This window comes from Candidatus Avelusimicrobium sp., from assembly GCF_051874775.1.
Lineage (GTDB): Bacteria > Elusimicrobiota > Elusimicrobia > Elusimicrobiales > Elusimicrobiaceae > Avelusimicrobium.
On record NZ_JBJEGE010000011.1, the window covers coordinates 111,963 to 136,651 of the forward strand.

The following is a 24,689-nucleotide window of genomic DNA, read 5'->3' on the forward strand; positions in this document are numbered from 1 at the left end:
CGGATATTTTTAGCCCGCTACGCAAATTGACTGTTCATTTTAAAAACCTTAATCCAACGAAATCGCAAGCAATTTTTAATTTAAAAACTCTCACCATTTTTATCAGGCAAAAAACAGGGGAAAATAAAATTTATAAAATTCCCCTTGTTTTTGATTTTATAAATCCCATAAAAACCAATGTCTTTCATTCTGATTTTGAGTTTAATTTTAAAATAAAGCTTTATCACAAATATAAGTGGAGGTGTAACAGAGGTAATTTAATGCCGCATCCTAGCATTTTTTTCTTATTTTTCAGATTATATATATGTGAAAATTTGAGCATCTTCCCGTCTGAGAAATTGTTTTGTAAACAGGTTTTGTCATAAAATGTCATATAATTGAAATATATTGACAAATGTCAGAAAAAAAATTATTATATGTCATATGCTGGGGAAAACCCAAGTGGATAACTATTTTTTAAAAGAGAATTTATTATGGCGGAAGATGCGGAAAAAACCTTAAAAATACGGCTGCGCTTCTCCGGCGGAGAAGAATTTGAAGCCCAAGGAACGCAAGAATTTATCGTACAACAACGTAACTATTTCTTGAACCTGATCGGAAAACAGGAACGGGAACTAGAGAATACTGTTCAATCCAATATGCAAAACACCGCCCCTCTTGTTTCCGCACAACAGCTTCCGCCACTGGAAACGAAGCTTTCTCCGGTTCAAGAAGCTTTTCCCGCCAAAAGACTGTGGGAAAAACTTTTTAAAGAGGAAAACGGATTGCTGCTATTGCGCAGAAAAATACGGCTGGAAGCCCACGAAGCCGCCCTTTTGTTATTGGCCGCCGCACGCGTCTTACTCAACCAGTCAGCTTGTAAAGCATTAGATTTGGCGAAAATGCTCCAGAAATCTGGATTTACCCAAACGGGAAGACTAGACCGCCTGATGCAACAGGATACAAAAAACGATTATTTACAAAGCGAGGGAATAAAAAGAGGAAGGAAGTACCGTTTAACTAACGCCGGTTTTGCCCACGCATTTGTATTGGCTGAAAAACTGGCGGGGGAGTTATTATAACAAAGCAAGCTATACGAACTCTTTTCCCAAAACAGACACACAGGCACATATCTGCCTGAGCGCTCTAATCCAATAAGAAAGCTTTTGTCCCACAGTAAGAAATCAACCCCTCTGTCTTGACTCCAACAAGCTTAAAAACTCCAAACGAGAAGCCCCAACAGGCAAGATGCCTATATTTATAGAGTTTCTTCAGGATCCGCTATTCTGGAACAATGTTAAATTAGGGGGGATAAAACTGTGCTAGAGAAAAACCAACTTTCTCACCCGTTCCCAAAGATCGCCCCTACTACTAAAACACCAACACAGCCCTAAAAGAGCACACTTCAAGAGAACAATGGGAAAAGCACGGGATAACAGAAAGAGAACATACAGAATATTGGTTATATTATAAAAAGGTATATAAGCATTAAGGATTTTACAATACTAATTTTTTTATTTTAAATACGCTGCTCAAATTATCAGCAGATGATTATTCTTTTAAAAATATAATTCGACAAATTAGATTTTATACAAACTCTAAAAGTTTACGCTTGGGGTTTATTTTACTCCACAATCTCAGCCTCGCTTAATTTTCCCACCATTAACGGAGAAAACGGAACTCCATTTTCTCTTGCGGCAATTTACATTCATTCCCGCGTGTAAATGCGGGGTTATTCTAGCAGATATCAAATAAAAATAAATTTTCATTTATTTTATTTATAAACAGGCCCTAATTCAGCACGGCATAAAATCAGCTTCTTTGTGGTAAAAAGGGAGATATTTGTCCGGCACAATTTACTAACGATAATTTTTATTATGTTAATTAAATTGCATAAAATTATTCAAATCCAAAAACTATTATTTTTATCATTTTTTATTAATTTATCTTTTAATTATAATGATTTTTTCTATTAATTTAATAAATTTTATAGATATTATTTTTTAGCATTCTTTTCTTTTAAATTCGTTAAAAAAATCACTGATTAATTTGCGTTTTTAAACTCACAAAAAAACAACTTTCCGATCCTCCGATAGAACTGTTTTTTATTTCTTTCCCCCTCATTTCTACTTCCTTTTACAAAATTGAGTAACCTTAATTTGTCTATTTTTTATAGATATAAATGCAAAATCGTATATATTTTTATATTTTATTTACAATATCTATTAAGACTATTATTAAAATATCAAAAAAAAGTTAAAACATAAAAATACTTATTTATTAAATATTTTTAAATTTAATAATATTTTTAAAAAATGCCCAAAATCAATTTTAGGGTACCTAGGGTATGGGTAAAACCAAAATAAGCCATTTAGGCCGGTTTTGTAAGTACTTATACTTATCACTCTTTAAAAGCTTCTATTTACTAACAACATTAACTTTTATAAAATTTTATGAAACTTAATGGGATTATATAGTGCTGCCCCCTTCTTTTAGGCACGGTTCAACATACGAATAAACCAGCGTCTAATTGCTCTTTTTACAGAAATTGGTCTCTTTGCAGACAATCTCACAAGGGGAGATAAGAGAAGCACTGGAACAACAAGAATTTAATAACAGGAAAAAAGTTACCATCATTAAAACCAATAAGTTCCAAATAGCCACAATTACAGAGGAGCTTATCCAAAAATAATAGTTTCAGTTGCTGCCTTTCAGACTTACAGTTCTTTTTATTCTATCAGAGGCATAGCCCCGTACAAGAAAAGGGGGGTATTCGTGTAAAGGACTTTGTTGGGGAGCGTGACAACTTAACTGCCCCCTCCCGCACAAGATACATTTGTTTTACAATCTCATTGTCGTATAATATTAGCATCAAAGCGACAACAAAGTTTTTTCTAGCAGCAGATACACAAGCGATACTTTTTTCCAGTGACATAACTACCGAAGTATATTTCCTATTGCCTCACCGGTTAACCTTTACTGAACCACCCGCATAGCAGGTGGTTTTTTGAGACAAGAAAAACCCCTGGGCTAAGGATTATGCCCAAGGGTTTGATTACAAAATACATTGTTTATTTCAATACTGCGGAAGTCTGAGTTAACCTGTGCGCCGTCGCCTCTTTATATGCAGTATCCCGATAATAACCGCAACTTCCGTCTACTTCTTTTGCTGCCACGTTTTTATTCACAAAAGCAATATCTCTATTTCTATCACTTAGAGTCTTTCTCAACACTCCCTTCAAAGGCTCATACACAAAGTTAATTCTGTTGTATAACAATAAAAGCCAACCTTACTTTCCAATTATATTTTCTAGCCCTTTTGCCACATTTGACTTATTTATACTACCCGATTTTTTTAAAATTTCTGCCAATGACGCCTCCTGCCCTTTCGGTATATTTAGCGACGCGGCGGCCGCATCTTTAGCGGCTTCATCGGTTTTATTTCCCAAGCCGCTTTCACCGCCGCCTAAGTTGGAAGCCTTAAAATTCGTCGCTTTTGGCGGCTGGTAACCGCTCATCGAAGTAGAAGAGGCAGAAGATGGCACAACATTGACAGTCGCCGCTTGCTTTCCGCTTTTAGAAGGCGTTTGATCTCCCTTGTTGGGAGATATCAGCTCCGCCGGATGCAGGGCTTGAACGGATGTAGTAGGCCGCGATACTACCGTCTGCGTGACGGGATGATACGATACAGATTCCGTCTTTGGATGATTAACCGAAACAGACGTGACTGGTTTTTCCACCCGAACTGAAGTTTTAGGATGAAATACAGTGGACGATGTTTTTGGCCGCGACACCTGTACGGAGGTAACAGGTTTTTCAACCGATATCTCCGTCTGCGGACGGGCCGCCAACGGCAAAGACGCCATTAACAGCATCCCCAAAAAAACTAAACCGTAGCAATTCATTTTCTCCCCCCGTTTATTTTTTACCGCTTGGCTGTCCGGCCGCTCCACCGCCCATTAATGCGGAGATATCGGGCATTCCGGGGATATTGGGCATTCCCGCCGGCAATCCGGCAGCTCCGGCAGAGGCATTGGTTCCCCCGCCTGCTCCGCCGCCCAAAGCTTTCATCATATCCTGCATTCCCTGAAGCTGCTGCATAGCAGCCGCAGCCTCTGCGGGGATAGTAGCAGCTTGTTGTTGCCCCTTTTGAGGCTGTTGGGCCGGCGCGGACGGCGCCGCTTTAGCGTTATCCGCAGCAGCAGATGCAGAGGCTTTTTGAATCAGTTGGGGTGTCTTTTTTTCAGCACTAATCACAGCTGCCGGTACTTCATTTGCATTTTCTTGCACGGCTGTTCCGGCCGTAGCGGTTTGCACGCCTTGGGTTTGCACACCTTTACTCCACGTATGTTTTGCAGAATAGTTAGTAAAAGTACGGGTTTTGACAGATGAATTGGCCCCGGGCACGGCAGAATTTTCTATCCCGTTTTGCTGTTGCGTTTGCTGACCGCTAAAATTGGCACGGCGCGTACCGCCGGAACGATAAGTCTGCGCAAAAACAACACAGGAAACGAATAACACGGACAAAAGTGTTAAAGATTTCATAATACCTCCCGAAATTATCTCTTTTAATAGTATATTCTTATATGGAAAAGTGTCAAGTAGAAAAAAATGTTTTTCCGCCCTTGTTTATGCTAAACTGTAAAAAATGAATTCCATTATTTATGATGTTATCATTATCGGTGCTGGTGCAAGCGGCCTTGTGTGCGCGCGGGAATGCGCGCGGCGCGGACAAAAAACGCTTGTGCTGGAAAAAGAAGCCTCTGCTGCGCGCAAAATTCTCGTCAGCGGCAACGGTCGTTGCAACTTAACTAACTCGCGCGTATCTCCAGCGTATTATTATGGCAACACGGAACTGCTACACAGCGCTCTAGAAAATTTTTCGTATCAAACAGCATACGCTTATTTTACAGACTTAGGCCTGCTGCTTGTAGAAGAAGGACTTGGACGCGTTTTCCCCGCTACGGGTAAGTCCACCGCTGTGGCCGAAACGCTAAAGCTGGCGGTGTGGGAAGCCGGTGCACAAATTCTGACAAGCACAGAAGCTATACGCGTTAAAAAAGGAGAACTGTTTACGGTAACCGTCGCAAACGGAGAACGCTTTGCGGCCCGCAAACTGGTACTCGCGTGCGGCTCGTGCGCATACCCGCAGGCGGGCGGAACGCAGAGGGGATATGAACTGGCTAAAATGCTGGGACATTCCGTCAATACGCCGCGGCCGGCGTTAAGCGGAATTTGTTTAAAAGAAACCGCTTTCTCCCGTTTGACGGGCATACGCAGCCAAGTACGCTTAACCGTATTGGAAAACAACCGCGTATTAGACTGTGCGGAAGGAGAAATTCTATTTACTAACTACGGCATTAACGGGCCGGCAGCATTAAACGTCAGCTCCACCGTATCACATACTCTGAAACACGGAAACGTAGCGATGGAGATTAATTTTTTCCCGCAGCTTGCGGACGGAACGGCTTTTCTAAAAGCGCGCGCGGAAAGATACACTAACCGCAAGCCGAAAGATTTTTTCGCCGGAATTTTACACGAAAATCTAGCCAATTTATTAATTGATTTTATCGGACTGCGCAAAACCATACCCGTAGGCAGCCAGACGCCCAATACACTTAATCAGATGTGTCGCATTCCCTGCCGATGGCCGGTAACTGCAACGGCCCTGCGTCCGTGGAACGAAGCGATGGTTGCAACGGGAGGTGTAAAAACGACAGAAATAAACTATAATACATTTGAGTCCCTTAAATGTCCGAACCTCTACATTACGGGTGAATTACTTGACGTAGACGGAAAAAGCGGCGGATTTAATTTACATTTTGCCTGTGCCAGCGGTTTTACCGCGGCGGCAGCATTGTCCAAGGAGAACTAACGTATGGCAGAAATCGTCAGAAAAACAACCAGCTTGAACGACCCCCTTCACGTGGGATTTGTACGCACGTATTATATAGACGGAAAAGAAGTGTATAACGAAATATTGGACAGAAATTTGGATATCGAAAAACATTCCGGTCATATGCCTGACGGCATTGTGAAAGAATTTTTTGAAAATGGCAAAACATATTTTGAATGCGAATTTAAAAACGGCCAGCGCAACGGTATATGTAAAATTTATTTTGACAACGGGAAAGTCAGTATTGAAAAGTTTTATGTAAACGGTCTTTTACAAGGTAAAGCCCGCGTATTCCAACCAACGGGCAGACTATATAAAGAGTTTTCCTATGTAGACGATATGCAAGACGGCAAACAAGTAAAATACTATCCCGACGGAAAAGTAATGGAAACGGCCGAATTCCACAAAGGTTACTTAAACGGCGTATGCAAAGTGTATACGCCCGACGGGGATTTGCGCTCCGAATGCACGTACAAGAATGATAAAATCGTGGGTGATAAAATCGTCTACCACCCCAACGGAACGATTGCGCTTATCTCCCCCCACAAAGACGGCAAGCCCAACGGCGTAACCAAAAAATTCAACGACACGGGCGAACTGATTGAAGAATGGTTTTTTGAGGACGGCATTTTAACCCTCAAAAAAGCGCATTAAAAACACTGATAAAAAATTATGAAAGGAATACCCCCTCCTCGAAACAATTTCGGAGGGGGTTTTATTATCCACAAAAAACTCCCTCCGGTGTTTATTAAACGGAGGGAGTTTTTAATTCTTTCTTGGTTATTCAAATTCCTTTTCACCGGGTAAAAACGGATGAATATTACTGCCGTTATCCTCCGTATGTTTCCAGTTGCTGCACGCACTAACCGTTCCAGAGGAACAGTCCGCCATCATACCACACACGGCATACTGGACCAAATACAAAGTATGTTTACCGGCTCCCCCTTCCGAACCGCCATAGCAACACTGTCCGGGAACATTGTATGGAGACTGAATATATCTTTTACCCAGCGTACAAGTATTACAGGGAGTCCCTGGCTCACATCCCGTCTCGCTAATTGAGCCATAATTGCTAGAAACAGAGTAAGGAAGGCTATGATACCAAAAATTAAACCCAGTTCCCTTTAATTTATAATCGGTACACGAGTTGTTCAAGCTATCAGTACAAACTCCTCCTATTAAATCCGCCCCAGGATTACAACAAGACTCTATAGTACCGTCAGCTCCCGTGGCATCATCGTGGCCCGCGCAGTACATTACTTTTGTTAAACATTGTTTTAAGTTGGAACACGTATTTGAGACCAGCTCATAATCACAAACGGCGGGGTCAGGATTCCACTTATAAACTTTTTTGCCTGACGACATATCGCCCTCTAATTCACACTTGACCTCATACGTTTCCTGTCCTTTATTCGTAGGCGTACCGCACGTCGCGGGAGTATCTCCGCCACACACCAAATACAGCTCTTGATTGCTTGCCCCCTGCAGCGTTAAGCTTTGCCAACTCATCTGCCCATTGCTCGCACTGTTGGCCTCTTTACAGCTCGGAAAAAGTTGGCCAAATAAGTTTAGCGTATCTACTGCCATTTTGTCCGCGTTTACGCTTTCCATATTTCCTGTAGCTATCCGCACGTTGCTAAACGATAAATGACCCGTTCCCGTATTACCGGAACCTAATGTAATACTGTTTCCCAATATACCGAGTCCGCCGTTTAACTCCAATTTTCCCGACTGTACTTTTACCGCAGAAGTTTTAAGCGGAGGCTGCGGGCTTTCCGAACACCCCAGCTTCATTGAACACCCACTCGTTGTTAAACCTACGTCAATTTGGTCCGCATTCACATGTGAATAGGCCACATACGGTACGGGAAAGTAGGTAACCATACTGATTTTATTGGTCGCCGCCATTAAAGCGCACGGCGCCAAAGTTAAACATATCGTTAATAATTTTTTCATAAACGCTCCTACACACCCTATTTAGGAGTACACCAAGCAGTACTCCCTGTTGAACTCATACCAAAAAGTTCACAATCTCCGCTTGCGCCGTTATTACAGGAGAACGAAGACGCTCCATCAGACGTAACCTCTCCACCCAAATACAAAAAGTTTGTCTTGGCCCCGTCCCCGCTGCCGCGACGGGCCGCGCAAATGCCGTTTACTGCGCCGGTGGGGTTAATGGAAAACGTAAAGTCTTTGGTACTGCATTTTATTAAATGCCCCGAGGCCGGACGGTCCTCCTCACACGGCAGTGCAAAATCCAAATTTTCAAACCCAAACTTGGAGGAATTGTAAGTGTTCATATCCATAGCGTCCATTAAACGCATTTTAGAATCAAACAGTTTTTTGGCGGTTGTACGCGCCTCGGCCAAGCGGGATTTTTCAATCGCTTTATCATACATCGGGGCGGCCATCGTTACCAAAATGGCTACAATCATTACCGCCACCAAAATTTCAACCAGCGTAAAGCCTGTGTTATTCATAACCCTCCGTTAAAATGAAACGCCGGCGGACACCATATCCAGCCCTAAAATATCGCAATTATCTTCCGTACCCTGACAGACAAGGTCCATAGTGCTGCGGTTCAGCAAAATATACGTATTTAACGGCTTTACTTTCGTCTTGGCCGCTACATATCCGTTAACGGAAATTCTATATGTAAAATAGGTGCAGCTCAATATCGTGTTGGATATTGTACAGCCAGCAGGAAGATTTCCGCTGTCAAACATATCTAACCGCTTGAATCCAACTATCGCACTCCCTTTGGCCGCGAGCAATTTATCATATGAACGGTAACCAAATTCACTAGCCAAGCGTTCGCTGGAATCATAAATTACGCGAAGCATTGCTTCCGCTTCCGCCACGCGCGATTTTTGCACCACGCGGCGATACTGTGGCAAACCTACCGCCGTTAAAATAGCGATGAGCAACACCACCGTCAAAAGTTCAATTAATGTAAACCCTTTTTTCATACGCATAACTACGCCCCGCATTCCGACCCACCAGCTCCACATTCCGACCCACAAGCTCCACACTCATCGGCGGAATCAGCCTCCATTCCAAGCAAGGCACACGCGCCTTCAATAGAAGAAGTACAAGAAACTTTAGATTTTCCATCATATTCAAACAGCGTTCCGGAATATTTGCCTTTACGCAGCTTAGCGGAAACCTTGCTGTTCCCCGAAGCAGCAAACAATTTATACTCATAATTTTCCGTCGTCCATGTATGATCATCGGAACGTTTGCCTTTAAAAGACACATCCAGCTTGGAAAAAGACATATTATTTCTATCCGCATAAGAAGACAGCGAATAGTTATTTTCCGTCATTAAACGGTCCCTTGCATCATAAATAACGGGCAACATTTGAAGCGCTTCCGCCGCGCGTGCACGCTCCACGCTCTTGCGGTACTGCGGCATTGCGACAGAAGTCAACACGGCCATAATCAGCACTACCGCCAATAGTTCAATCAACGTAAAACCTTGCTTCATAATATTTCCTCCGCTTTAGTACAGTATAAGGAATTTTTACTGTTTTTACAATAGTCATTATAGCTAAAAATACCTCTGCTGCCAATCATTTTTCGCACAATTGCGGTAAATTTTGTATGATATATTCCGGTTTGGACAGATCCTCCCGCCAAAAGATATTTTAGGAGAAAACTGCTATGAGAATTCACGACGATATCCAACTAGATTACTGCGACGTGCTGCTGCGACCAAAACGCTCCGCCTTGGCTTCCCGCTCCGAAGTGGAAGTATTGCGCGAATACACTTTCAAATGGTGCTCCCGCCCCCTGAAAGCCACAGGTATTGTAGCTGCTAATATGGCCACTACCGGTACTTTTGAAATTGCGCGCGAAATGCAAAAACAACATTTGATGAGTGCACTGCATAAACATTATTCAGCAGAAGAACTCCTCTCTTTTTTACGCCAAAATCTTCAAGATTTCGGTAACAACGAGCTGTTGTTTGTCAGTTCCGGCGTGTCGGATTCCGATTTTGAAAAACTCAAAACCGTTATGCAAAGCGGACTTATCCAAAATATCTGTGTGGACGTGGCAAACGGTTATTCTCCATATCTGATTAACTATATCCGTAAAGTGCGTCAAGAATGGCCCAACGCATTAATTATGGCGGGCAACGTAGTCACCGGCGATATGTGCGAAGATTTGATTTTAAGCGGAGCGGATATCATAAAAGTGGGAATTGGGCCAGGGTCCGTCTGCACCACCCGCAAGCTGACCGGCGTAGGCAGACCGCAGTTCTCCACCGTTATTGAATGTGCCGATGCGGCCCACGGCGTAGGCGGTATGGTATGTGCTGACGGCGGTTGTACCGTTCCCGGGGACGTGTGCAAAAGCTTCTGCGCGGGCGCCGATTTTGTAATGCTGGGCGGCCTTTTGGCCGGACACGCCGAAAGCGGCGGCGAACTGTGTACCAAATCGTTTCAAACGGGCGAAGTCAATATGCTCGATGACAAAACCTGCGCAATGCGCATTGTGGAAAAACAATATAAAAAATTCTACGGTATGAGTTCCGAATACGCACAGGACAAACACTACGGCGGAATGAAAAAATACCGCGCAAGCGAAGGCAAAGTAGTGGAAATTCCTTTCCGCGGCCCTGTGGAGGCGACGCTGCTTGCCATTTTAGGCGGTATCCGCAGCTGTATGACGTATATCGGCGCCAAACGGCTGAAAGATATGCCCAAATGCGCCACATTCTACCGCGTTAACCGTCAGCTGAACACCATCTTCGGCAACGAATAAACATTTGCGCATTTATGAAATTGCCCCTGCTTATGCAGGAGGAAATTTCAGAAATAGCATTAAAAAGTTGCTCTGGAAGGAGCAACTTTTTTATATAAAACTAATCATTTTTTCGACTTGATAGGCAGTCACTTAAAAGACATACTGATAATAACGCTGGGGAAGTCCCCAGTATATTTACGGCGCATTGCAGGCAAAGCCGCCGAATGGACCGTGGGGGACAAGCAGAAACATTTACCCCCCAACCAACGTTGGTCCCCCTGTTCTTCACGGAGCAGGGGGCTTGTTGCATTGTGGTGGTTAGGTATTAGCAAGGAATATGATTGGGAAATATCTAGCCGTAAAGAGGCAACAGGCGTTGTTCGTTTGCGGATTACTTGCTAAAAAACAGATGAGGTCTCTTTTAAGGCTATCTTTGTTTTTGCTGGTTTAGCGTTTTTTCTTGCGGAATGCAGACTTCCTTTCCGGCTTGATGATTATAATGATAACAAACTAAGGTGGGCGAACGAAGGCCGTCCTCCTTCAGCGGCGTTGCAATATTTTGGACTCTTATTGCCATTTGCCATTATTGAATTATCAATATACCCAAAACCCAAAAAGAGACCCCGTTCGTGTGTCGTTGTATGCTGATTATCCAGAGCAAAAGGCCCTTTATAAACCCAGTCTTTAGCAGGCGAAGTAATACGCAATTTCTTGCGACCGGCGTACGACTGAAAAAGTATTTTCCGTCAACAGGATTTTGTCAAAAGGAGTATCAAAAGAAGGCTACGGATAAAGGGGAACGGAGCGTTTTCCCTAAAAAATGATATAAGGCAAAATTCCACAGTATTTCTGACGGACCTCATATGGTCCGGCCGGCGGATATTTTCCTAATCCGATACCTGCTCTTGGGTATTAACAACTGAAACCAATAGGATGCTGCCTCCCCACAATAAAAACTTTTTCATACAATTAGTATCCTATAAGCAGATCCCCTACAAAAACACTCGGAAATGACATTTAAATGCCGTCTTTGTATAAGAAAACACTTTGTGATTGTACTAAATCAGCGTTTTTTTGCCGTTGTTTTTTTGGCAGCCTTTTTTTGGGTGGTCGACTGGGCAGGCGCTTTCAGCGTTTTAGCCGCCGCCGGTTTGGCTTTACATTTCTCCATTAATTCTGCAGGAGATACAAAACCAAGCAGGTTAGGCGTCGTCCGGCGGACGCCCGGACGGGCACCAACGGAAATTAAATAATCGTATATTTCTTTATTGCAATTCAACGCGGCAAAACCAAGCGGAGAAAGCGTTCCTGCAATCTGAGATTCTTTAGGCGGGACCGTTTTATATTCAAGCATCATCGCCAAGCGGCCGTCTTGACGGGAGAGTTGAACTAAATGTTTCAGCATATCTAAATTTTGCGTTTTAACGGCTATATGGAACACATTGCCTTTGGCAGAGGCTTCAAATAAACGCGCCCCGTTACTAAACAAGAAATCTACAATTTCGGTATGTCCGTTTTCCACCGCCACCAGAAGCGGAGAATCGCCCGACGCATTTTTATCCCACAATACGGCTTTGTTGGCCTCCACTACGCGCCGCGCCAGATCCACATCGCCTTTTTCGGCGGCTTTAAAAATGTCTGCATCCGTTACATCTTCCACCGGAGCTTCCGTCAGGGAAGATATATCGCGTCCTTCGGCTTTGGCCTGCGCAATCAAGGCGGCATTATCTTCTTCAATTACAGCGTTTTTAATTTCTGCTAGACTCTGCTCAAAGAGTGGCAAAACCTTGGTACGGTTATTTTTCTGCGCCACAGTATAAGGCAGTTGCCCGTTGTTGGCGGGCAGCGTGGAATCGGCCCCCGCGGCCAGCAAGCGGCGCACCACTTTATCATATCCTTTGGAAGCAGCCCAATACAAAGCTGTTTGCCCCAATTTATTTTGGGCGTTAACATCTATAGGAGCCTGTAAAGTTTGGGGTTTTAACAGTTCACGCAGCACTTCGGGATGGTTATAACGCGCAGCATAAATCAGCGGCGTATTTCCGTCGTTATTCACAGCATTGACGTCCGCACGGTATGCAAGTAACGAACGCACGCTGTTTAAATCTCCCAAAGAGGCTGAAATAATCAGCGGCGTATTGCCTTTGGCATTTTTTACGTTCGGATCAATCCCGCCTTTAAGCATAGCCAGTACGCCCACAGGATTTTTTTTGGCGCAAGCGCGGAACAGATAGTCCGTACTGAGACCTTCGGTTACGCCGCTTGTTAAAAATAAATCAATAAATTCCCCCTTTCCCTTTTCAAGCGCCAAAAACATCGGGGAATGATTATAGTTATTTTTGGCATTAATATCCGCACCGGAATAAACGAGCAGGTGGGTAATTTCCGAATTATCTCCGTACAAACTGCGCAAAAGAGCAGTATCTTTGGTAAAAGCGTTCTTCTTATTTACATCTGCGCCCGACAAAATAAGCTGTTGTACAGCTTCCAGATTGCCAAAGGTGGCAGCGGCCAACAGCAGCGTATCGCCTTTGCTGTTTACCATATTGATGTTGGAACCGACTTCATTATTTAAAATATCCAAAAAACCTTCCGTATCGCGCTTTTGCAAAGCTTCGGTAGCAGCATCGGCAATTTCGATAGGAGTCCTTACGACAACGATTTTCTCCGTTGTTCCTTTCCGGCCGGACGGAGAATAACCGCTCTTAAACGTGAATGCCAGCATAATCAGCACCGGAACCGCAGCGACCACACCCAATACAATAAACGGATTTTTCGTCAAAGCGGAAACAGCCTTAACCGGAACTTTTTTCTCCGGTTGAAAATTTGTTTTTCCGGTAGTGGGTTTCTTTGACGAAAACATATTCTTCTCCCGCTAAACTACTTTTTCATACGCTCAAAAGCGTTTTGGGCGGCAGCCTGTTCGGCCATTTTTTTGTTATGGCCTTTACCGCTGCCCAGCTCTTTACCCATCAGGCTGACGCGCACTGTAAATGTTTTATCGTGTTCGGGACCGACGGTTTGAACTACCTCGTAGACGGGAGTTTCGTGACCGCGTTTTTGCAGATGTTCTTGCAAAAGGCTCTTAAAATCCCGCACATCCTGTGTGAGCGCCTGCGTTTTAACCCAAGGCAAAATAACGGATTCGGCTGCAGGATAGCCGCCGTCTAAATAAACGGCACCAATCACGGCTTCCACTGCGTTGGAAATAATACTGTCGCGCTCCCTTCCGCCAGTAGCCAGCTCGCCGTGACCTAAGCTCATATATTTGCCCAAGTCCAGCTGTTTTCCCCACAAATACAGATTCCGCCGTGAAACCAAGTTCGATTTTATTTTAGAAAGCACTCCCTCTTCCACGTGAGGGCATTTGTTGTAGATGTAATCCGCAACAATAGCACCTAATATGCTGTCCCCCAAAAATTCCAGACGCTCATTGTGTTTGGAGCTTCTGTGTTCTCCGGCGTAGGACTTGTGAGTGAGTGCTTCCTTTAAAATGTCTTTGTTTCCAAAGCGGTACCCAATGATATCTTCAATATCCGTGTACACTTTTATTTCTTGGCGTTCTGTTCAATGTATTCGATGGCTTCACCAACAGTTTTGATTTTTTCAGCTTTTTCATCCGGAATTTCAATGCCAAACTCTTCTTCCAAAGCCATAATAAGTTCCACCGTATCCAAGGAATCAGCGCCCAAATCGTTGACAAACTGGGCCTCAGGTTTTACCTGATCAGCTTCTACACCCAACTGTTCCACCATAATATTTTTAACTCTTTCTTGCACGTTTTCTACAGACATTTTAGTCCTCCGTAATTTAAAAGGGCTTACCCTTGTTTACATTAAGTAAATCTATATATAAAGCCCGCCGTTGACGGCGAGAACGTGCCCCGTAATATACGAGGCGTCTTCGCTGGCCAAGAACATAACTGCCTTGGCGATATCCTGCGTTGTAGCAAATCTTTTAAGCGGCACATTTTCCAACGCCTTCTCTTTTACGTCTTGAGGCAAAGCATCCGTCATCGCCGTTTGCACAAAACCGGGAGCTACCGCATTTACGCGCACGTTACGCGAGCCAAATTCTTTAGCAAGCGTTTTCGTCAACCCGATAATCCCCGCCTTGCTGGCAACATAATTGGCCTGACCGGCGTTACCCATTTCCCCCACAACAGAAGAAATATTGACAATGTTGCCGCTTCTTTTTTTAAACATTACTTTTAAAGCAGCTTTAGACATCAAAAAAGTACCTTTCAAATTGACGGCAATAACGTCGTCCCAGTCCTGCTCGCTCATACGGACGGTCAAGTTGTCTTTGGTAATACCCGCATTATTGACAAGAACATCCAAAGAGCCTAATTCTTTAACCGCGCCGGCGACAAACGCGTCGCAATCTTCCGCACGGGAAACATTAACTTTTTGCGTATACACATTCACACCGAAACCCGCCAATTTTTCGGCGGCGGATTTTAACGCTTCTTCATTAGTACCGCATACGGCCAAGTTAGCTCCGGCAACAGCAAACGCTTCAGCCAAGGCAAGGCCAATTCCGCGCGTGGCGCCGGTAATCATTACATTTTTACCTTTGAAATCCATTATAAATCCTCCTGATGTATTTCCTGCTCAATCAGGTCAAAGGTTGGCTTTAGGGCGGCCATTTTGGCGGCCACGTCACCGATAAAATCTTTTTCCACCAACCGCGCTGCCGTTTTAATAGCGTTGTAAATAGCAAAATCGTTTGATTTGCCGTGCGCGATAATGGCCACCCCGTTTACCCCCACCAGCGGCGCACCGCCGTAGCAGTCGGGATTGGTATGGTCTTTTACTGCTTTAAATGCACCTTTGGATAAAATTGCGCCTAAAAGGGCAAGCGGTCGTTTTTTAACCTCGCGTTTAATCATATTAATCATCGTTTTGGCGAGGCCTTCGGCCATTTTCAGCACAATGTTGCCGACGAATCCGTCACAAACGATAACATCCGTTTCGCCGGTATTTACATCGCGCCCTTCCACAGTACCTTTAAAATTTACGCCAATATCGCGCATATGCGGAATGGTATGTTTGACGAGAAAATTACCTTTCGTTTCCTCTTCGCCGATAGACAAAACGCCCACAGACGGAGCCGGAATGTCAAACACTTTTTGCATATACGCCGAACCCATTACCGCAAATTGCAAAAGGTGAATAGGTTTACAGTCGGCATTGGCGCCGCCGTCTAAGAGCAGACTGACGCCTTGATAAGTGGGCATAGGTGTGGCGATAGCCGGACGTTGAACGCCTTTAATGCGCCCCATACCAAACAAAGCCGCCACCATAGCTGCGCCGGAATGTCCGGCAGATACAAACGCGTCCGCCTGGCCCTTACGGACCAGGTTCGCGCATACCACAATGCTGGCGCCCTTTTTGTTACGGCATTCTTTCGCGGGTTCCGCACCCATATCAATGGTGTCGGGAGCGTGAACGATAGAAATTTTTTCCGGTACATTCGCGTATCCCAACTCGCTTAACTCGCGGCGCAAGACGACTTCGTTCCCCACCAAGATGACCTCTAAGTCTAAGTTCTTGACGGCTTTCAAAGCCCCCAACACGTTGGGTTTTGCGCCGAAATCTCCGCCTAAGGCGTCCAAGGCTATTTTCATAACAGATGTTATTTGGTTTTGGGTTCTTCGGTTTTGGCTTTTTGGGCTACAACCACTCTGTCTTTATAGAAACCGCAGGTCGGGCAGACGTTGTGAGGCAGTCTGGGAGATTTGCAGTTCGGGCAGGCCACGAGCTGCGGAACCTCCACCCCAGAATTGTGGGATCTTCTCATATCCCGACGGGAACGAGTGTGTTTTTTCTTCGGATTCGGCATTTGAAATACTCCTGTTTGTTCCGGCAAAAACCGGAATGATTACTTAAATTTTCCTTTCAGCTCGGCGAAAGGCGACAAATTGTCCGGCTTGCAATCGCACAGGGCAACATTTAAATCCTGCCCGCATTTGGGACATAAACCCTTGCAATCGGGCGAACAAAGAAAACGGATTTCTTCGGTCAACGCCAGCGTTTGCCGTACAAGATACATTATATCAATTATTTCTAATTTATTGCTATATGTTTCCAAAAATTCTTCGGCAAAAGGCTGCTTGGCCGTTTTTAAACAACGGGCACACTGCACCTCGCGTTCACCGCTGACGGACCCACGGAGCAAAATTTCTTTGCTCGCCACGGAGAAAGAAAGCGTTACCGCCGCTTTAACGATTTTGTTGGGCGCGGTAAAAATATCTTTCAGGTATTTCGGACTGATTTGGGAAGAACAATCCAACCCGCCCATTCGGACAATATCGGCAGTTTTAAATGCCAAATCTTGCGGAACGTCATAATCGCGGTAAATAGAATTTTCGCTCATACGTATATTTTAGCAAAAAACGCGCGGATTATAACAGGCTCCGCTTGAAACAAAATGGCCCTGTCGATTGTCTGCACTTTGCAGACCGCCCCGCAGAAGACACAAAAACACAGTGCAATCCGATTTCCCTGTCCGATATTTTACAAGTTAATTTTCTTAATTACAGGCCTTAGCATCGAAACACACGAATTGGGCGATACCTGCAGGCAAGGCGCGGTTTGACGGCGTTTTAAATCGGCGCGGTTGACGCGAGTTAATACATCAAGGACCGTCTCTTTTTTAACACGGAATTTTTTAACGATTTCCTCCGCTGTCAAGCCGTCCTCCAGATACCCCCGCAAAATTTTATCTAACACCGTATACGGCGGCAGAAAATCCTCGTCTTTTTGGTTGGGAGAGAGTTCCGACGTTGGTGCGCGTTCGATAATGCCGCGCGGTATCAGCTCACCGTCTTTATTTAAGTATTCGGCAAGCTCATAAATTTCCGTTTTATACAAATCACCCAGCGGCTGCAAACATCCCCCCGCGTCGCCGTACAGCACCACGGAACCAACAGCGTTCTCACTCTTGTCGTCTGTCGAAATCAGTGCTGCGTTATATTCCCCCGCCAAGGCAGCTAAAATAACCGTACGAAGACGGGACTGCAGTTCCTGCGCAGTGGCGTCTTTGGGATGAGACACAATATGGGATAACGCTTCTTTAACGGAGTCCAATACCGGCCGAACGCCTACTTCTTCCAAATTGACCCCCAGCTTAACAGCCAGACGTCCAGCTAATGTTTTACTTAAAGCACTCGTAGCATACGAAGGAAGCGACACGCAGTACACGCTTTCTCCGCCAAGCGCCCGCGCGGCCAGCGCAGCCGTAAACGCCGAATCGATTCCGCCGCTGACGCCGAATACCACTTTGTCAGTTCCGCTTTTATGCACATAATCGCGCAGACCAAAGGTAAGCGCATCCAACAATTCCTGCAAAACAGGCGTTTGATAAGAAACGGGCGAGTATTTCTCCCCCAAATTCACCCGATGAACTTTCTCGCAAAAGAGGTCTGAACAAAACAATAAGACACCTTTTTTACCGGCCATTGCACAAAGCCCGTCAAAAATCATTCCATCGCCGCCGCCCAGCAAGTTACACAGTAAAGCGGGAACGATATTTTTCTTGGCAAATTTTTTAAGCGCTTCCAAACGCGGTGCAATATTTCCTTTTTGATAAGGACGCGCCAACAGAAAAATGACCGCATCCGCGTCCGGATCGGCCGTCGTATTTTGCGGGTCCTCTAATGAAATCTGCAATTTTTTACCGTTAAACGAAACCGTTTCAGTATCAAAAATTTTTGTAATCCTCCCTTTATATATAAACGCCGCGGCAGTAACGCTTTGGCCGGACTGACAATCCGCATACCCCAACACACAGGCAGCGTTTTTTGTTTCTTTAGCAATTTCTTTTAATGCGGCAACATTTTGTGCGCAAAGACGTTTGTCATCAAACAGATCAAACAACGGGCACCCGCACAAAGCGGCCTCGGGGAATACGAACAAATCTGCCTCAGGCGCGGGAGCGCGTAAGATTTCCACCGCTTTACGGGCGTTCCCCGCGGCATCAGCGGCCAGGGGATTAAAGGAAACTAAATTTATTTTCATAATCTCACTTACCAATATTTTACCACTTTGCGGGCTTTTAAAACTGCTACAATATATGGGGATTATATAAACAGGAGGAATGGTTTATGAAAAAATTAGCGGTTTTAGCGTTGCTGCTCTGCGCTACTTTTCCCGCCGCGGCCGACACGGGAGTGTTGAAACTCTCTTTATGGGACAAAACGGCTATCGCCACGCCAGCCAACACGCAAGACATCACGGGTATTGATTTTGGTATCGGATCTACGTCCGCCACCGTCACCGGCGTACAGCTCGATTTATTGTTTGCGCAAACCCAGTATGAACTGAACGGCGTAAGCATGGCGTGGGTAATCAGCATGGCCAACGAAGTGCGCGGTGCGCAGCTGGCAATGCTCACCAAATCCGAAATGATGCAGGGCGCGCAGCTGGGCCTTGTTAACATGAACCGCCAGGAACTGACGGGACTGCAGTTTGGGTTCTTCAACCAGGCCGAATACGTAAAAGGGTTGCAGCTGGGTTTTGTAAACTACGCCAAAACCATCGACGGTTTGCAAGTGGGGATTTTAAATATCGCCGAAAACGGCTGGTTTCCCGCAATGATTTTCGTCAATGGACGATTCTAACACGTTTTCCCATTTAAACGGGATATTATAAGGAGATAACCAAAATATGAAAAAACTGGCAGTATTATTAGCCTTAGCTGTATGCGCCGTCCCCGCTTTTGCGGGAGAGACCGGCGTTTTAAAACTCTCTCTGTGGGGAAAAAGATTGGCCCTCGCCGTTCCGGCCAACACGCAGGAAATCACCGGTATTGATTTCGGTATCGGTTCCGACGCCGCCTCCGTTGCCGGTGTGCAGCTGGACCTCGTTTACGCCAAATCCGACAAGGTAACCGGCGTTCAGTCCGCCCTCGTCACCCGCGCCAACCGCTTTACCGGCGCGCAGCTCGGGTATGTAAACTTTGGCGACGGCTGCTTAAAAGGCGTTCAATTCGGTTTGTACAACCAAGCCGACGAACTGCACGGCCTGCAGCTCGGGTTTGTCAACAACGTCAAAAACATTAACGGTCTTCAAATCGGTTTGGTCAACATCGCCAAAAACGGTTGGTTCCCCGTAATGGTAATCGTAAACGGACGCTTCTAAGTTTCAGTCCTTTACTAAACCGCGCTTAAAAAAGCGCGGTTTTTTTATGCTATAATATATAAGGTGTAACTTGAGCGGGAGAGCGAAAAAGTTTGTAAATCAAAGCCTGTCCCGACGACACCAACGGCCGGCACCACCAAGGGAAATCCCTTAATTTAGGCGCAGGCCACAGGAGAATATAATGAGCAACGTATCTATGAAAGCCATGCTGGAAGCCGGCGTTCATTTCGGCCACCAAACTTCCCGCTGGAATCCTAAAATGGGCCGCTTTATCTTCGGAGAAAGAAACGGCGTCCATATCTTAGACTTACAAAAAACCGCCAAAGAACTAAAAAAAGCCTGCGCTTTTATTAAAGAAGAAAGCAAAAAAGGTTCCAAATTTTTGTTCGTCGGCACCAAAAAACAAGCCCAAGAAGCTATCCAAACCGAAGCCGCCCGCTGCGGTGCTTACTGCATCCACGAAAAATGGCTCGGCGGTACGCTGACCAATTTCCAAACTGTTAAAAAATCCGTAGAACGGATGAATGAATTGGAAAAATGGGAAGCTTCCGGTGTGTTTAAAGCCATCTCTAAAAAAGAAGCCAGCCGCTTGTCCAAAGAACTCGCCCGCTTGCAAAAATTGTTGGGCGGAATCCGCGATATGAAAGTATTGCCCGATGTGGTATTTGTTATCGATCCGGTGGATACCGCCGGTGCCGTGCGCGAATCTTATGCTTTGGGTATTCCGGTAGTGGCCGTCTGCGACACTAATGCCGACCCTGATATGATCAGCGTGCCGGTCCCTGGTAATGACGACGCCGCCCGCTCCATTAAGCTTTTCTGCAGTGCAATTGCCGATTCCATTTTGGAGGGTAAAGCCGAAACAGAAGCCGTCAAAACCGCCGAAACCCAAACCGCCGACAATCCGGTAATGGCGCAAGCGTTTGAATCTGCGATGCTCGCCGCTGAAAACGCCGAACCTGCCGCCACGGAAGAAACGGTTGCGGAAGAAGTAGCCACGGAAGAAACGGCCGTAGAAGAAGCAGTCGCGGAAGAAGCAGTAAAAGCCGACGAAGCTGTAGAAGCCAAAACCATAGAAACGGTGGCCGAAAAAGCTAAAGAAGAAGCCCCCGCTGAAGAAAAAAAACCGGCCGCTAAGAAAAAAGCCGCCGCTAAAAAACCCGCAGCCAAAACCAAAAAAACCGTAAAAGCCAAAACTGAAGCCAAAGCCGATACGGAAGAAAAAGCCGCGGAAGAAGCCAAATAACTTTGCTTCGCTGGGAAGTTCCCCCCCGTGGGAACTTCCCCCCAGATTTACCTATATCAGGAGAAACAAATGTCCTTAAACGATATTAAAGTTTTAAGAGAAAAAACCGGTGCCGGTATGCTTGATTGCAAAAAAGCCTTGGCCGAATGTAACAACGATATGGAACAAGCCATCGTTTACCTGCGCAAAAAAGGTTTAGCCGCTATGGCCAAACGCGCCGAACGCGAAACCAAAGAAGGCAGAGTGTGCGTAAAAACCGACGGTAAAAACGTGGCTATGCTCTATTTGGGCTGCGAAACCGACTTTGTGGCCAAAACCGAAGATTTCATCAAACTCGCCGAAGAATTGACCGGCTACGTGCTCGCCCACCCCGGCGTAGACTATGCGGCCGACGAACACATCAAAGCCGAAATCACCGAAAAAGCCCCCAAATTTGGCGAAAACACCACTTTGAAAGGTGCTTTTAACTGGGCGCCCGCCGAAGGCTCCGTACTGGCTTACTATGTTCACTCTGACAACAAAAAAGCTTCCATTCTGGAACTCGCCGTCTCCGGCGCCTGCTCCGATACGAATGCCGTAAAAGAAATCGCCCGCGGCCTGGCGATGCACACCGTAGGTATGCAGAGCGGCTGGGTAGACGCGAAAGACATTCCGCAGGAAGTTATTGACCGCGAACTTGACATCTACAAAACCCAAGCGCAGAACGAAGGCAAATCCGCCGAAGCCATTGAAAAAATGCTCCCCGGTAAAGTGAAAAAATTCGCCAAAGAAAACTGCCTTTTGGAACAGCCAACCATTAAAGACAACAAAAAAACCGTTGCTGATTACTTGGCCGAAGAATCCAAAAAACTGGGTTGCGAACTTAAAGTCGTACGCTTTGTACGCTTCTAGTTTTAAAAAAGGGCCCCGCGTTTGCGGGGTCCTTTTTTATGTGATACTTTTTATGCAAAAAAGTATCTGCGTCTGTAAGCTCCAAATATTCCGTTTTAAAGACGGCTTTAAAAAGCCGCTGATAAAAACCACCGCTTTATTTATTTTTTGTGCTACAATAATTGAAATATATGTTTAAGGAGACCTTTATGGAACCCTGCTGCCAGCAAACGAAAAAGAAAAGAGTCCTGTTAAAACTGTCCGGAGAAGCCTTGATTAACGAAGGCCACCGCGGCATTAACCCGCAAGCGTTAAAGGAAATCGCCGAAGAAATTGCCGACGCTTACCGCTGCGGCAACTGCGAACTGACCATCGTGCTGGGCGGCGGGAACATCTGGCGCGGCGTGCGCGACGGAGGCGGAGTCATCGACCGCGTCAATTCCGATAATATGGGTATGCTTGCCACCGTTATCAACGCGCTTGCCTTGCAGTCCGCGCTGGAAGATGCCGGCGTACCGACCCGCGTGCTAACCTCTATCAACATTTACCAACTGGCCGAACCGTTCGTGCGCCGCAAAGCCGAACGCCATTTGGAAAAGGGCCGCATCGTTATTTTTGCGGGCGGCACCGGCAACCCGTTCTTTACGACCGACAGCGCCGCCGCGCTGCGCGCCTCGGAAATTAACGCCGACGTACTGTTAAAAGCCACCCAAGTGGACGGCGTGTACGACAGCGACCCGCGCAAAAATCCGGACGCCAAACTCATACACAAAATCACATATGCGGACGCTATCGCCAAACAGCTCCAGTTTATGGACACGGCCGCCCTCGCGCTGTGTCTGGAAAATAAAGTTCCCGTACAAGTATTTAACCTGCATACAAAAGGCAATATCAAAAAAGCCCTGTGCGGAGAAGAAGTCGGCACCGTTATTTATTAAACCTGCGCCCGCCGCCAAAACGGCGGGCACTTTTTATATATGGATAAACTTAAAAAACGCATTTTTATCACGCTTCTCCTGCTTCTCTTTACGGGAATGGGAGGACTTTGCCTGTTGCTTACCAATGTTCTCCGCCAACATGAATCTCCGGCGGAGGCCCCCGCGCAAAAAATCACGGAAACGGAACAAAAACAAATCTCCGCCAAGCCCGCAACACAAACCACTGCGGACATTCCGCCCTCAAACGACTCTACCTCCGCACAACTGGACGAAGAAGCCTTAACCCGTCTGGAATTGGAAGAATTGAAACCGTTTTTTCAAGATGAATCGCACCTGAAAACTGTTTGGGGCCTCAATAAAAACGCCTTTACCCGCAGGTCTGCGTATGCGGCGGGGATGAACTATTTTACCCAACAACTTGCCAAAGGAGAAATTTCCCAACCAGAATTGACAAGAAAAATACAGTCGTATAAAGAAACGCTGGACCGGATGTGGCGGCGCCGCTTGGATAATATTCCGCAAGAAGTCCCCATGCCGGAACCCATCACACCGGACGCAGACGATGAGTGGACGGAAGGCCCGTGCGAAGGAGCCGTATTTCCCGCCGGAAACCTGCAAAGTTTTACTTGCCGGACCGGAGCAAAAGGATTCTGCGCGTTTTTTGAAAATGGCGCGCCTTATTTTTGCCAAACAAAAGACGGAAAAACCGCCTACCAATTAAACAAATGGGGCTCGTCCGTTACCGTTACGCAAAAAACGCCAAGCGGAATGATTCTGGCGGAACGGTATTACGCCGACGGAAAACTCGCCCGCGCCACGGATTACGACAACGAACAAAACAGCACCACCCTCCAGTTTGACGGCGGAAATGCACTCCGCCTGACTAAAAAGGATAAAAGCGGAAAAGTGCTGGATAAATACTATTTCTTTCCCAAGAAAGCTTACGTTCACTATCCGGACGGCAACGATATGGGCGAAACCAACGGCCCGTGGATGGTGCAAAACGGACTGCTTTTTATTGACGGAAAACCGTTCTACAAGCTACCCGCGCAAAAGCTCGCGCCGGACGTATGTATGATTTTTAACGGCTACTGTCCGCTACAAAAAATACCCTATTCGAAAAATGAATTGCCCAGTCCGCAAATGATGCCGGAGAAACTATAAAAAATTTTTTGCCAAACCGCCCCGCGCGGAAAATTGCTATAATTAAAAAAATACTTCATTTAAAGAGGAAACTATGGAAGGGATTACCAATTTACTGAGCAAAACCAAAACCTGTATGGCCGAACACGTCGCCCGCTTGGAGCGCGACTTGGCCACCATCCGCACCGGCCGCGCCAGCGCGGGATTATTGGAAAATATCCGCGTAGACTATTACGGCACCCCCACCCCGATCAAACAAATGGCCGTTATCAACGTACTGGACGCCAAAACCTTGGAAGTGCAGCCGTGGGACATCAGCTCTTTAAACGATATTGATAAAGCCCTGCAAAAAGCCGACCTCGGCGCAAGCCCCGTAAACGACGGCAAAGTCATCCGCATTACGCTTCCTTCGATGACGGAAGACCGCCGCAAACAGTTGGCCAAAAACATCTCCAAAATGAGCGAAGATTTTAAAGTGGCCGTACGCAACGAACGCCGCGACGTTTTGGAAAAACTGAAAAAAGCCCAGAAGGCGGCCGAAATTACCGAAGACGATTTGAAACGCTACGAAGCCGATGTGCAGAAAGCCACGGATGCGCATATCGCCAAAATCGAACAGGTGATTAAAAACAAAGAAGCTGAAATTATGAAGATTTAAGCTGCTGATTCCATGAAACTCCCCGGGCTCACGCCCGGGGTTTCTTTTCATCCGAACAATTCCATTG

25 protein-coding genes are annotated in these 24,689 nt (G+C 45.8%); 11 read left to right on the forward strand and 14 right to left on the reverse strand.

Features of this window, described 5'->3' with window-relative positions; genetic code table 11:
* The first annotated feature begins 473 nt into the window (after nt 1-473).
* Complete coding sequence (locus ACI351_RS02725; RefSeq protein ID WP_439733723.1) at nt 474-1,061, forward strand: hypothetical protein; 588 nt, start codon at nt 474-476, stop codon at nt 1,059-1,061.
* Nucleotides 1,062-3,269: 2,208 nt separating this feature from the next.
* Here the strand turns inward: ACI351_RS02725 and ACI351_RS02730 are convergent.
* Nucleotides 3,270-3,884, reverse strand: coding sequence for a hypothetical protein (locus ACI351_RS02730; RefSeq protein WP_439733724.1), 615 nt, complete (start codon nt 3,882-3,884; stop codon nt 3,270-3,272).
* A 13-nt stretch (nt 3,885-3,897) separates the two neighbouring features.
* Entirely contained in the window at nt 3,898-4,524 is a 627-nt protein-coding gene (locus ACI351_RS02735) for a hypothetical protein (protein WP_439733725.1), read from the reverse strand.
* Between the two features lie 103 nt (nt 4,525-4,627).
* Between ACI351_RS02735 and ACI351_RS02740 the strand changes: the two genes are divergently transcribed.
* Both ACI351_RS02740 and ACI351_RS02745 read left to right on the forward strand, forming a co-directional pair.
* Nucleotides 4,628-5,854 (forward strand): aminoacetone oxidase family FAD-binding enzyme, encoded by a 1,227-nt coding sequence (locus ACI351_RS02740; protein WP_439733726.1) that lies wholly within the window; start codon nt 4,628-4,630, stop codon nt 5,852-5,854.
* 3 nt (nt 5,855-5,857) lie between these two features.
* Nucleotides 5,858-6,529, forward strand: coding sequence for a toxin-antitoxin system YwqK family antitoxin (locus tag ACI351_RS02745; RefSeq protein WP_439733727.1), 672 nt, complete (start codon nt 5,858-5,860; stop codon nt 6,527-6,529).
* A 126-nt stretch (nt 6,530-6,655) separates the two neighbouring features.
* On the opposite strand, the gene ACI351_RS02750 is transcribed toward ACI351_RS02745, so the two are convergent.
* Genes ACI351_RS02750 through ACI351_RS02765 form a run of 4 tightly spaced genes read right to left on the reverse strand, consistent with a single transcriptional unit; the run spans nt 6,656 to nt 9,362 of the window.
* A complete protein-coding gene (locus ACI351_RS02750) occupies nt 6,656-7,831 on the reverse strand; it encodes a hypothetical protein (RefSeq protein WP_439733728.1) in 1,176 nt (391 codons plus the stop codon).
* Between the two features lie 17 nt (nt 7,832-7,848).
* Complete coding sequence (locus ACI351_RS02755) at nt 7,849-8,355, reverse strand: type IV pilin protein (protein WP_439733729.1); 507 nt, start codon at nt 8,353-8,355, stop codon at nt 7,849-7,851.
* 9 nt (nt 8,356-8,364) lie between these two features.
* Nucleotides 8,365-8,844, reverse strand: a complete 480-nt coding sequence (locus tag ACI351_RS02760; protein ID WP_439733730.1) for a type IV pilin protein — start codon at nt 8,842-8,844, stop codon at nt 8,365-8,367.
* 8 nt (nt 8,845-8,852) lie between these two features.
* Nucleotides 8,853-9,362 carry a type IV pilin protein gene (locus ACI351_RS02765; RefSeq protein WP_439733731.1) on the reverse strand — a complete coding sequence of 170 codons (510 nt, stop codon included), beginning with the start codon at nt 9,360-9,362 and terminating at the stop codon, nt 8,853-8,855.
* 176 nt (nt 9,363-9,538) lie between these two features.
* Here ACI351_RS02765 and ACI351_RS02770 point away from each other — a divergent pair, with 176 nt between their 5' ends.
* Nucleotides 9,539-10,642 (forward strand): GMP reductase, encoded by a 1,104-nt coding sequence (locus ACI351_RS02770; RefSeq protein WP_439733732.1) that lies wholly within the window; start codon nt 9,539-9,541, stop codon nt 10,640-10,642.
* A 1,045-nt stretch (nt 10,643-11,687) separates the two neighbouring features.
* Here ACI351_RS02770 and ACI351_RS02775 read toward each other — a convergent pair.
* The 8 genes from ACI351_RS02775 to nadE all read right to left on the reverse strand — a co-directional run bounded on the left by ACI351_RS02775 (nt 11,688) and on the right by nadE (nt 18,645).
* Nucleotides 11,688-13,487: an ankyrin repeat domain-containing protein gene (locus ACI351_RS02775; RefSeq protein WP_439733733.1), complete on the reverse strand. Its 1,800-nt coding sequence runs from the start codon at nt 13,485-13,487 to the stop codon at nt 11,688-11,690.
* 17 nt (nt 13,488-13,504) lie between these two features.
* On the reverse strand, nt 13,505-14,170 hold the full coding sequence (gene rnc, locus ACI351_RS02780; RefSeq protein WP_439733734.1) for a ribonuclease III: 666 nt from the start codon (nt 14,168-14,170) through the stop codon (nt 13,505-13,507).
* A 2-nt stretch (nt 14,171-14,172) separates the two neighbouring features.
* Complete coding sequence (locus ACI351_RS02785; RefSeq protein WP_439733735.1) at nt 14,173-14,418, reverse strand: acyl carrier protein; 246 nt, start codon at nt 14,416-14,418, stop codon at nt 14,173-14,175.
* Between the two features lie 51 nt (nt 14,419-14,469).
* Nucleotides 14,470-15,210: a 3-oxoacyl-[acyl-carrier-protein] reductase gene (gene fabG / locus ACI351_RS02790; protein ID WP_439733736.1), complete on the reverse strand. Its 741-nt coding sequence runs from the start codon at nt 15,208-15,210 to the stop codon at nt 14,470-14,472.
* Nucleotides 15,210-16,253 carry a phosphate acyltransferase PlsX gene (plsX, locus tag ACI351_RS02795; protein WP_439733737.1) on the reverse strand — a complete coding sequence of 348 codons (1,044 nt, stop codon included), beginning with the start codon at nt 16,251-16,253 and terminating at the stop codon, nt 15,210-15,212. Before plsX ends, fabG begins: the two co-directional genes overlap by 1 nt.
* 8 nt (nt 16,254-16,261) lie before the next feature.
* Nucleotides 16,262-16,468, reverse strand: coding sequence for a 50S ribosomal protein L32 (rpmF, locus tag ACI351_RS02800; protein WP_439733738.1), 207 nt, complete (start codon nt 16,466-16,468; stop codon nt 16,262-16,264).
* Nucleotides 16,469-16,507: 39 nt separating this feature from the next.
* A complete protein-coding gene (locus ACI351_RS02805) occupies nt 16,508-17,002 on the reverse strand; it encodes a YceD family protein (protein WP_439733739.1) in 495 nt (164 codons plus the stop codon).
* Between the two features lie 140 nt (nt 17,003-17,142).
* Nucleotides 17,143-18,645 (reverse strand): NAD(+) synthase, encoded by a 1,503-nt coding sequence (nadE, locus tag ACI351_RS02810; protein ID WP_439733740.1) that lies wholly within the window; start codon nt 18,643-18,645, stop codon nt 17,143-17,145.
* Nucleotides 18,646-18,731: 86 nt separating this feature from the next.
* Between nadE and ACI351_RS02815 the strand changes: the two genes are divergently transcribed.
* The 7 genes from ACI351_RS02815 to frr all read left to right on the forward strand — a co-directional run bounded on the left by ACI351_RS02815 (nt 18,732) and on the right by frr (nt 24,622).
* Nucleotides 18,732-19,247: an LA_2272 family surface repeat-containing protein gene (locus ACI351_RS02815; RefSeq protein ID WP_439733741.1), complete on the forward strand. Its 516-nt coding sequence runs from the start codon at nt 18,732-18,734 to the stop codon at nt 19,245-19,247.
* A gap of 46 nt (nt 19,248-19,293) precedes the next feature.
* The gene (locus ACI351_RS02820) at nt 19,294-19,767 is read left to right on the forward strand and encodes an LA_2272 family surface repeat-containing protein (protein ID WP_439733742.1); all 474 of its coding nucleotides are present in this window, start codon (nt 19,294-19,296) and stop codon (nt 19,765-19,767) included.
* Nucleotides 19,768-19,948: 181 nt separating this feature from the next.
* Nucleotides 19,949-21,013 (forward strand): 30S ribosomal protein S2, encoded by a 1,065-nt coding sequence (rpsB, locus tag ACI351_RS02825; protein ID WP_439733743.1) that lies wholly within the window; start codon nt 19,949-19,951, stop codon nt 21,011-21,013.
* A gap of 69 nt (nt 21,014-21,082) precedes the next feature.
* Nucleotides 21,083-21,904: a translation elongation factor Ts gene (gene tsf, locus ACI351_RS02830; protein ID WP_439733744.1), complete on the forward strand. Its 822-nt coding sequence runs from the start codon at nt 21,083-21,085 to the stop codon at nt 21,902-21,904.
* 170 nt (nt 21,905-22,074) lie between these two features.
* A complete protein-coding gene (gene pyrH / locus ACI351_RS02835) occupies nt 22,075-22,821 on the forward strand; it encodes a UMP kinase (RefSeq protein ID WP_439733745.1) in 747 nt (248 codons plus the stop codon).
* Between the two features lie 39 nt (nt 22,822-22,860).
* On the forward strand, nt 22,861-23,985 hold the full coding sequence (locus ACI351_RS02840) for a hypothetical protein (RefSeq protein ID WP_439733746.1): 1,125 nt from the start codon (nt 22,861-22,863) through the stop codon (nt 23,983-23,985).
* A 73-nt stretch (nt 23,986-24,058) separates the two neighbouring features.
* Entirely contained in the window at nt 24,059-24,622 is a 564-nt protein-coding gene (gene frr / locus ACI351_RS02845) for a ribosome recycling factor (protein WP_439733747.1), read from the forward strand.
* Nucleotides 24,623-24,689 lie beyond the last annotated feature (67 nt).

Excerpts from the sequence above, each read along its gene's own strand:
- ACI351_RS02730 (WP_439733724.1), bottom strand. The coding sequence starts at position 3,884 with ATGAATTGCTACGGTTTAGTTTTTTTGGGGATGCTGTTAATGGCGTCT.
- ACI351_RS02725 (WP_439733723.1), top strand. The coding sequence starts at position 474 with ATGGCGGAAGATGCGGAAAAAACCTTAAAAATACGGCTGCGCTTCTCC.
- ACI351_RS02775 (WP_439733733.1), bottom strand. The coding sequence starts at position 13,487 with ATGTTTTCGTCAAAGAAACCCACTACCGGAAAAACAAATTTTCAACCG.
- ACI351_RS02750 (WP_439733728.1), bottom strand. The coding sequence starts at position 7,831 with ATGAAAAAATTATTAACGATATGTTTAACTTTGGCGCCGTGCGCTTTA.
- ACI351_RS02820 (WP_439733742.1), top strand. The coding sequence starts at position 19,294 with ATGAAAAAACTGGCAGTATTATTAGCCTTAGCTGTATGCGCCGTCCCC.
- ACI351_RS02840 (WP_439733746.1), top strand. The coding sequence starts at position 22,861 with ATGGATAAACTTAAAAAACGCATTTTTATCACGCTTCTCCTGCTTCTC.
- plsX (WP_439733737.1), bottom strand. The coding sequence starts at position 16,253 with ATGAAAATAGCCTTGGACGCCTTAGGCGGAGATTTCGGCGCAAAACCC.
- nadE (WP_439733740.1), bottom strand. The coding sequence starts at position 18,645 with ATGAAAATAAATTTAGTTTCCTTTAATCCCCTGGCCGCTGATGCCGCG.
- ACI351_RS02735 (WP_439733725.1), bottom strand. The coding sequence starts at position 4,524 with ATGAAATCTTTAACACTTTTGTCCGTGTTATTCGTTTCCTGTGTTGTT.
- fabG (WP_439733736.1), bottom strand. The coding sequence starts at position 15,210 with ATGGATTTCAAAGGTAAAAATGTAATGATTACCGGCGCCACGCGCGGA.
- ACI351_RS02770 (WP_439733732.1), top strand. The coding sequence starts at position 9,539 with ATGAGAATTCACGACGATATCCAACTAGATTACTGCGACGTGCTGCTG.
- ACI351_RS02805 (WP_439733739.1), bottom strand. The coding sequence starts at position 17,002 with ATGAGCGAAAATTCTATTTACCGCGATTATGACGTTCCGCAAGATTTG.
- ACI351_RS02815 (WP_439733741.1), top strand. The coding sequence starts at position 18,732 with ATGAAAAAATTAGCGGTTTTAGCGTTGCTGCTCTGCGCTACTTTTCCC.
- ACI351_RS02745 (WP_439733727.1), top strand. The coding sequence starts at position 5,858 with ATGGCAGAAATCGTCAGAAAAACAACCAGCTTGAACGACCCCCTTCAC.
- ACI351_RS02785 (WP_439733735.1), bottom strand. The coding sequence starts at position 14,418 with ATGTCTGTAGAAAACGTGCAAGAAAGAGTTAAAAATATTATGGTGGAA.
- tsf (WP_439733744.1), top strand. The coding sequence starts at position 21,083 with ATGTCCTTAAACGATATTAAAGTTTTAAGAGAAAAAACCGGTGCCGGT.
- frr (WP_439733747.1), top strand. The coding sequence starts at position 24,059 with ATGGAAGGGATTACCAATTTACTGAGCAAAACCAAAACCTGTATGGCC.
- ACI351_RS02755 (WP_439733729.1), bottom strand. The coding sequence starts at position 8,355 with ATGAATAACACAGGCTTTACGCTGGTTGAAATTTTGGTGGCGGTAATG.
- ACI351_RS02740 (WP_439733726.1), top strand. The coding sequence starts at position 4,628 with ATGAATTCCATTATTTATGATGTTATCATTATCGGTGCTGGTGCAAGC.
- pyrH (WP_439733745.1), top strand. The coding sequence starts at position 22,075 with ATGTTTAAGGAGACCTTTATGGAACCCTGCTGCCAGCAAACGAAAAAG.
- ACI351_RS02760 (WP_439733730.1), bottom strand. The coding sequence starts at position 8,844 with ATGAAAAAAGGGTTTACATTAATTGAACTTTTGACGGTGGTGTTGCTC.
- rpsB (WP_439733743.1), top strand. The coding sequence starts at position 19,949 with ATGAGCAACGTATCTATGAAAGCCATGCTGGAAGCCGGCGTTCATTTC.
- ACI351_RS02765 (WP_439733731.1), bottom strand. The coding sequence starts at position 9,362 with ATGAAGCAAGGTTTTACGTTGATTGAACTATTGGCGGTAGTGCTGATT.
- rpmF (WP_439733738.1), bottom strand. The coding sequence starts at position 16,468 with ATGCCGAATCCGAAGAAAAAACACACTCGTTCCCGTCGGGATATGAGA.